The organism is Pseudomonas tehranensis, from assembly GCF_014268615.1.
In the GTDB taxonomy this organism is placed as follows: domain Bacteria; phylum Pseudomonadota; class Gammaproteobacteria; order Pseudomonadales; family Pseudomonadaceae; genus Aquipseudomonas; species Aquipseudomonas tehranensis.
On sequence record NZ_JABWQV010000241.1, the window covers coordinates 1 to 7699 of the forward strand.

The 7699-nt window shown below is 63.7% G+C and carries 5 protein-coding genes; all 5 read left to right on the forward strand.

Going from position 1 to position 7699, the window contains the following annotated elements; all coding sequences use genetic code 11:
- On the forward strand, positions 1–2909 hold a 2909-nt coding region (locus HU811_RS22810), incomplete at its 5' end, for a serine/threonine-protein kinase (protein ID WP_186658212.1).
- Positions 2909–3625, forward strand: coding sequence for an ABC transporter ATP-binding protein (locus tag HU811_RS22815; protein ID WP_186658222.1), 717 nt, complete (start codon positions 2909–2911; stop codon positions 3623–3625). The genes HU811_RS22810 and HU811_RS22815, both read left to right, overlap by 1 nt.
- Positions 3625–4821 carry an ABC transporter permease family protein gene (locus tag HU811_RS22820; protein ID WP_186658214.1) on the forward strand — a complete coding sequence of 399 codons (1197 nt, stop codon included), beginning with the start codon at positions 3625–3627 and terminating at the stop codon, positions 4819–4821. The genes HU811_RS22815 and HU811_RS22820 overlap by 1 nt, the downstream gene beginning before the upstream one ends.
- Positions 4814–6541 carry a formylglycine-generating enzyme family protein gene (locus tag HU811_RS22825; protein ID WP_186658220.1) on the forward strand — a complete coding sequence of 576 codons (1728 nt, stop codon included), beginning with the start codon at positions 4814–4816 and terminating at the stop codon, positions 6539–6541. The genes HU811_RS22820 and HU811_RS22825 overlap by 8 nt, the downstream gene beginning before the upstream one ends.
- A gap of 85 nt (positions 6542–6626) precedes the next feature.
- A complete protein-coding gene (gene tagQ, locus HU811_RS22830; protein ID WP_186658221.1) occupies positions 6627–7559 on the forward strand; it encodes a type VI secretion system-associated lipoprotein TagQ in 933 nt (310 codons plus the stop codon).
- The last annotated feature ends 140 nt before the right edge of the window (positions 7560–7699 follow it).

The following is a 7699-nucleotide window of genomic DNA, read 5'->3' on the forward strand; positions in this document are numbered from 1 at the left end:
GGGGGCCCGCCCCGACGTTCTGCGAGCGCTTCCTACGCGAAGGCAAGACCCTGGCGCGCCTGTCCCACCCGCACACGGTCACCATCCATGACATCGGCAACGTCGGTGAGCTGTATTACATGGCCATGGAGTACCTGCCCAACGGCACGCTCAAGGAGCGCATTGCCGCCGGCCTGTCGCCGGAGCAGGGCCTGATCTACATCCGCCAGATTGCCTCGGCCCTGGGTTACGCCCATGGCTTGGGCCTTGTGCACCGTGACGTCAAGCCGGCCAACATTCTGTTCCGCGCTGACGGTACGGCGGTGCTCTCGGACTTCGGCATCGCCAAGTCCCTGGACGACCGCACCCAATTCACCCAGGCCGGTTTCGCCGTCGGTACGCCCAGCTACATGAGCCCGGAACAGGCTCGTGGGCAAGACATCGACGGTCGCGCCGACCTGTATGCCCTGGGCGTGGTGCTCTACGAAATCCTCGTCGGCAAACTGCCGTATACCGGCAATGACGCGCTGTCCACGGCCCTGGCGCACCTGACCGAACCGTTGCCGGAGTTGCCGGTGCATCACGGTCACTACCAGGACGTGCTGCGCAAACTGCTGGCCAAAGACCCGGCGGAGCGTTTCCCGGATGCAGCGGCGCTGTGGCGGGCCCTGGACAATCTGCCCGAGGAATCGGCGCAAGCGACGCTGATCCGGCCGTTGCCGCTGCCCGTGTCGACCCCAGCCTCCGGCGATGACCTGGCGGGATTGACGCCAGTGTCCATCGACATTCCGAGCGGCCCGGCGCAGCCCACGCCGCCGCCCAAACCGGTTGCGCCGCCCGTGAAGCCGACACCGCAGTCCAGCGTCTCGGAACAACGCAAGGGGCCGGTGTTCGCACTCGCCGCCGTCGCGGTAGCCGTGGCGCTGGCGTTGGGTGGCGCGGGTTATTGGTGGCTGTCGGGCGACGATGGAGAAGACACGCCGCCGATTGTCTCGACGCCGCCGGTTAATCCGCCGCCGGTGAAGGCTCCAGAAGTGCCTCCGGCAAAACCGCCTGTGGCGACGCAGACCGATGGTGGTCAGCGTCCATTGTTGATGGCTGGCAAGAAAACCCTGTTCCAGCGAGTGCTGAGCAAACCGGGCGCCAAGCTCGCTGAAGAAGCGGGCGCGGCGCCGGGCAAGGCGTTGCCGGCGTTTTCCGTGCTGTACGTGTATGAGCGTAAAGACCTCGATGGCAGCCCCTGGTTGCGGGTTGGCGCGGCCACGGACGGGCGCAGCGACGGCTGGTTGCCGGCCACGCAGGTCAGCGACTGGAAGCAAAGCCTGGTGCTCAAGTTCACCGAGCGTTCCGGCCGTGCGCCGGTGATGTTCCTGCGTCAGCCCGGCGAAGTGGAAAAGCTGCTGGCCGACCCTTCAGCGGCCAGGAATGTCTTGCTCAAGGCCCAGCAGAACCGTGAAGACAACCAGCAAGTGCTGGCCCTGGAACCGGCCGCCAGCGCTGTGCCGCAGAACCAGTTCTACCTGTTGCCGATCTTCGATTCCCGCGAAAGCTTCGACGAGACCGGCCAGCCGGTGCAGTTGCTGAACGTGGCGTCCATCGACCCCGGCAACACGCCGAGGGCTACAACCAACACGCCCATCAGCACCGCCAACGCCGACGCGTTCCGTACCGCCGTGGTGCTGGTGGTGGACACCACCGTGTCGATGCAGCCTTACATCGATCAAGTCCGCGACGTGGTCCACGAACTGCAAAGCCGCATCGCCGAGCGTGGCGAGCTGGACAGTGTCAGCTTCGGCATGGTGGGTTTTCGCAGCAGCACCCAGAAAACCCCCGGCCTGGAGTACGTTGCCAAAACCCTGATCACCCTGGAGCAAGGTCGCGATCCGCAGCGTTTCATGGAGATGGCGCGGCAGGTCAAGGCGTCCACGGTGTCGAGCCACTCGTTCAACGAAGATGCGTTTGCCGGAGTCATGGAAGCCGTTGAAGGCATGGACTGGTCCGGTTACGGCGGGCGCTTGATCCTCCTGGTCACCGATGCCGGCGCCCTGCGCAAGAACGATCCGTTTGCCGCCACGCAAATGAACGAAGCCGAAGTGCGTCAGGCGGCGCTGGGCAAACAGATCAAGATCTACGCCCTGCACCTGCTCAGCGACGCCGGCAAGAAAACCCACGGCGGTGCGCAGAGCCAATATCGCACCCTGACCGCTGACGCCAACCCGCAGATCGGTGACCTGTACATCCCGGTGCCGGGCGCCGATGTGCGCAAGTTTGGCGAGCGCGTTGACGAGATCGGTTCGGTGTTCGCCGACCTGGTCCATCAGGTGCGCAGCAACAAACCGCAAGCTGTTCCGCAGTTGGGCGCCGCGCCGAGCCTGACGGATAAATCGGCGGCGGTGGGCTACGCGATGCACATGGACTTTTTGGGGCGCAAATCTGCCAGCCAGGCGCCGCAACTGGTTAGCGCCTGGACCGCCGACCGTGACCTGACCAACCCGGCGCTGCCGGCGTTCCAGGTCTGCGTGATGCTGACCAAGCTGCAGCTCAACGACTTGCAGCAGTCGTTGAAGCTGATCGTCGATGCGGCGCGCAAGACCCAGACGTCGCCCAAGGATTTCTTCCAGGAAATCGCCAGTGCCAGTGCCTACATGAGCCGTGATCCTTCGGCGTTGCGTAAGGGTGGCAACCTGGCTGACGGCGGGATTCTCGGCGAGTACCTCGAAGGGCTGCCGTACCGCAGCAAGTCGCTGAACATGACCCAGGATTTGTGGCTGTCCCTGAGCGTGGCCGAGCAGGAGGATTTCATCGACGAGCTGGATTCGAAAATCCGCCTCTACGAGACCTTCCACAATGATCTGGCCAACTGGGTGCGGTTCGGCGATGCCGAGCCGGGCGATGCCCTGTACCGCGTTCCATTGTCGACGCTGCCATGATGCTGAACATCAGTGCCGTACACAAAAGTCGGGGCGCCGGCAGCCAGCGCTACAGTCTGGTGATTCCACGGCTGCAATTGCGTGCCGGCGAACAACTGGCGGTGGTCGGCCCCAGCGGTTGCGGCAAGAGCACCTTGTTGGATCTGCTGGCCTTGGTGCTGGCGCCGGATCAGGCCGGGCAGTTCGATTTCACGCCGGCCAACACGCCGTTGGACGTCGCCGCGCTGTGGCGTGCGGGGCAGCAGGGCGCCTTGGCGGACCTGCGCAGCCGGCATCTTGGTTATGTGTTGCAGACCGGTGGTTTGCTGGGTTTTCTGGACGTGCGCGGCAACATCGAATTGTCGCGCAAACTGCTCGGCATGGCAGATGACGGCAGCGTCACGCGCTTGGTCGGGCAACTGGACATCGCCGATCAACTGGGCAAGAAGCCGGCAGAATTGTCCGTCGGCCAGCGCCAGCGGGTCAGTTGCGCCCGCGCCCTGGCGCATGGGCCGCGCCTGTTGCTGGCGGATGAACCCACCGCGGCCCTCGATCCGCTGAATGCTGAACGGGTTATGCAGTTGTTGGTGACCCAGGCCCGCGAACACGGCGTGTGCTGTGTCGTTGCGACTCACGATGAGTCACTGGCTCGCGCCAGCGGTTTGCAGGTGCGGCGCATCAGTTGTCGTCGCGACGCCGATGGCGGCGTCACCGCGACCCTCGGGGAGGCTTGCTGATGCGCGGCGCGCTGGTGGCTTCCCTGGCCTGGCAGGATTACCGCAATGATGCCTGGCTGTCGGCCTGTTCGGTGCTGGCGCTGGTGGCGGTGGTTGCGCCGTTGCTGGTGTTGTTCGGTCTGAAATTCGGCCTGGTCAGCAGCCTCACCGAGCGCCTGGAGAATGACCCGGCGACCCGGGAAATCATCCCGTTGGGCGGCGGTCGGTTCAGCGCTGAGTTCGTTGAGCATTTGGGCCAGCGCAGTGATGTGGCGTTTGCCCTGGCCCGCACGCGGCAGATTGCCGCCACTGCGGATTTGAGCAGCGAGGCTGCGCCAGTCACCGTCGAAATGATCCCCACGGCGGCCGATGATCCTTTGTTTGAGCGCCTGCCGGTGCCGCAAGGGCTGGATCAAGTGGTGCTCAGCCACACCGCCGCCGAAAAACTCGGCGCCAAGGCCGGTGATTGGCTGCAGGCCAGTTTCAGTCGGCAGGTGGCCGGTCGTAGCGAGGCGCAGCGCACGCGGGTGCAGGTGTTGCACGTGTTGCCGCTTGAGGCTTTTGCCCGGGATGGTTTGTTCGCGCCGCTGGCGCTATTGGAAGCGGCCGAGGACTACCGCGACGGTCGCGCCGTGCCCGCGTTCGGCTGGCCGGGCGATACGGTGGGACAGAGCGCGCAGCGGGTCTACCCGGCGTTTCGCCTGTACGCCCGCAACCTCGGCGATGTCGAGCCGCTGCGCCAATACTTCGCGGCGCAGAACCTGTTGGTATCCACCCAGGCCCAGACCATCGCACAAGTGCAATCGCTGAGCCGCAACCTGTCGATCGTGTTCTGGATCATCGCCGGGTTGGCGTTGGCGGGAGCGTTCGCGGCGATTTTTGCCGGTGCCCTGGCGGCGGTCGAGCGCAAGCGTCGGGAGCTGTCGGTGTTGCGCCTGCTGGGGGTTTCCACGGCGGCGCTGTTGTTGTTCGTGGTGTTGCAGGCGCTCTACAGCGCCGCACTGGCGGCCCTGTTGAGTGTCGGGCTGTATGGCCTGGCGCAGTCGGGCCTCAATTATTTATTTGCGCAGATGCCGGGCGAGTACGCCAGTCATTTGCTGGTGCATCACTACACCTTGGCCCTGGTGGCCGTGCTCGGCGTCAGCGCCGTGGCGGCGGCTTGTGGTGGCTGGCGGGTGGCGCGCATCCAGGCGTGTGAAGGAATTCGCGATGTATAAGTTATTGGGCGCCGCCGTGGCGCTGAGCCTGGCCGGTTTAACCTGGGCCGACGAAAGCACCGACAAACTGGACAATCCTAAACCGCTGCCCGGTGACGTCAGCCTGCCGCTGCCGTGTGAAGGGCAAATGGTGTTCCGTTATGTCTACATCCTCGCCCAAGGCACCCTGGATGATCGGGAGATCAGCCTTGGCTACCCGTTCAGCGAAGGCGAGGCCGGTTATAAGCAGTCGTTCATTTCCGGTTATCGTCGGGACTTCATCAATGGCCAGTTCACCCTCAAGGACCTGCCCAAGGACTGGAACAAAACCATTGCGCCGTTGATGCCCAAGGCTGACGCCAAGACCCCGCTCAAACCGATGCTGTACTTCATCGGCAAATACGAGGTCACTGCTCGCCAATACACCCAGGTCATGGCCCAGGCGCAGTCGTTGGCCAGCGGCGAACCCGCGCCGGCCTGCGAGGCGCTGCAAACGGAGCTTCCACAAGGCATGGCCGGACGGTTGCCCAAGGTGAAACTGTCCAAGTTCGAGGCTGAACGTTTTGCGGCGGTGTACAGCGCCTGGCTGATGAAATACCACAAAGATCTGCTGCCGGTGAGCGGTCGCGGCACCTCCGCCGAAGACGGCGGGCTGGGCTTCGTGCGTTTGCCCACCGAAGTCGAGTGGGAATTCGCCGCTCGTGGCGGGCAAGCCGTCAGCCGTCAGGATCTGGAAGGACGGCTGTTTCCCCGCCGTTTGGAAGGCAGTGAAAGCGACGGGCCACTGGCCGACTGGGCGGTGTTCAACCAGGTCGCGGGCGGCACCGGCCAGGCGGCGCGGCTGATGCCCGTCGGCATCAAACTGCCTAACCCCATCGGCTTGTTCGACGTGATCGGCAACGCCGCCGAGATGGTCCAGGAATCCTTCCAGCTGGTGCATGCCGGTCGCCGCCAGGGCGCCTACGGTGGCTTCGTGGTCAAGGGCGGCAACTACCTGGAAGGCGAAGGCACGCTGTTCACCGGCATGCGTCGCGAGTATCCGTTGTTCGCCGCCGACGGCACCGAGCAAAGCAACGAAACCACCGGGTTCCGCGTGGCGGTCGGGGCGTTGTCGGCGCCGCGCTCACGTTACAAAGAGCTGTTCGCCCAATGGGAGAAAGAAGGCCGCCTCGCATCCCTGACCGATGCCATCGATGAAGCCGAAGACCCGACCAAGCGCCTGGACAGCATTATCGCTGCCAGCGTCGACCCGCGCCTGCAAGCCGAGCTGGGGCTGGTCAACGAAGAGCTCAAACGCAACGTCTCGCTCATCGCCCAGCAGCGCGAGGAAGCGGCGGGCAACCTGATCCAGTCGGCGGCCCTGGTGGTCGAGACCATCAATAACTACAACATTCGCCTGACCAATTTGCAGAACAGTCGCCAGCAGGCCGTGGACGCCAAGGACGAGGCCAGCGCCAAGCTGTTCGCCACGGCCATCAACAACGGCCGCAGTGCCCTCGATGGCGCCGTGGCGATTTACATCGACAACCTGGCCACCGGCACGCGTTACACCGATGCCGTGATCCAGGCGCAGTTTCAACGCATCAAGGAGGAGTTGGAGCGCAAGCCGGTGCTGGGCAAGAGCCTGGTGGCGCGCGCGACGTTATTCGTTCGCCATGTCGGTCAGTATCGTCAGCAAAAACGAGCCGACCCGGCGGCGATATTGAAGGAACTGCTCGCATCGAGCAGTCAGCGGTCTTGACCGTTGGTTGTCAGCGAGCTTGGAAGGGACTCAGGCGGCGGTGGGCCGTGCTGAGCTGGTCAACACTTAAAAAGAGAACACAATCATGCTTTTCTCCCGTAAACCTTTTACTTCGGTTTCCAAGCGTCACCTGCTGATGGTCGCTGTCGGCTTCAGCACCGTACTGACCGGCTGCGCTACGTCGCCGACTTCCAAGGTCGCGTCGAGCACCAAGGTCGAGTACTACCCTAACTGCTACGAGCCGGTGCAGCACTTGCGCTCCACCGAGGGCAATATGACCAAATCGGTGCTCACTGGCGCAGCGGTTGGCGCAGTCGGCGGTGCGCTGTTGGGTGCGCTGACCGCCGACAAGGAAGACCGCGGTCGCAACGCTGCCATCGGTGCCGCCGGTGGTGCCTTGGCCGGTGGCGCAACCGGTTACTACACCGAGCGCCAGAAGCAGATTGCCGATGACAACCAGCGCATCGCCTCCTACGCCGCCGACGTCAACAAAAGCGTCTCCGACATCGACCGCAGCACGGCTTATGCCAAGACTTCGCAGCAGTGCTACCAGAACGCGTTCAGCAAGCTGGTGGCCGACCGCAAGGCCAAGACCGTCAACGAAACCGAAGGTCGCAAGCGCCTGGCGGAAATTGTCTCCGGCCTCAAAGAGTCCAACGACCTGATCGTCGCGGTCAACGGCAAAGCCGCCGAAGACCTGAACAACTACACCCAGGCCTATGAAAAAGACCTGCAACAAGTGGGAGTGCAGCGTACCGACGTGGTGACCGTGGCGACCGCGGAAACCAAGCCGGTTGTGGCTTCGACCAAGACCAAAAAAGCTGTGAAACCGGCGAAAAAACCGGTGTTGCCAACCGTGCCGAAAGAAGCGGTGACCACCGAGAAAACCCTGCAGACCGCCAAGGCCAAGCAGGATGAAAGCAAGCAGGTTGCCAGCGCCGGCACCAGCCAGGTCAACAGCATGTGCAAAAACCCGGACCTGGGTGACTGGGCGCCGGTGCCTTGCCCGAATGTTTGATTGAGTGAGGGCTGCTGATCATTCCTTTATGGAGTGATCAGCGCACAAAACCTGTGGGAGCGGGCTTGCTTGCGAAGGCGTCAGTTCAGTCAGCATGTGTGTTGACTGAGACCCCGCTTTCGCGAGCAAGCCCCCCCCCC

Coding starts and splice junctions, on each gene's coding strand:
- HU811_RS22820 (WP_186658214.1), top strand. CDS start 3,625: ATGCGCGGCGCGCTGGTGGCTTCCCTGGCCTGGCAGGATTACCGCAAT.
- HU811_RS22815 (WP_186658222.1), top strand. CDS start 2,909: ATGCTGAACATCAGTGCCGTACACAAAAGTCGGGGCGCCGGCAGCCAG.
- tagQ (WP_186658221.1), top strand. CDS start 6,627: ATGCTTTTCTCCCGTAAACCTTTTACTTCGGTTTCCAAGCGTCACCTG.
- HU811_RS22825 (WP_186658220.1), top strand. CDS start 4,814: ATGTATAAGTTATTGGGCGCCGCCGTGGCGCTGAGCCTGGCCGGTTTA.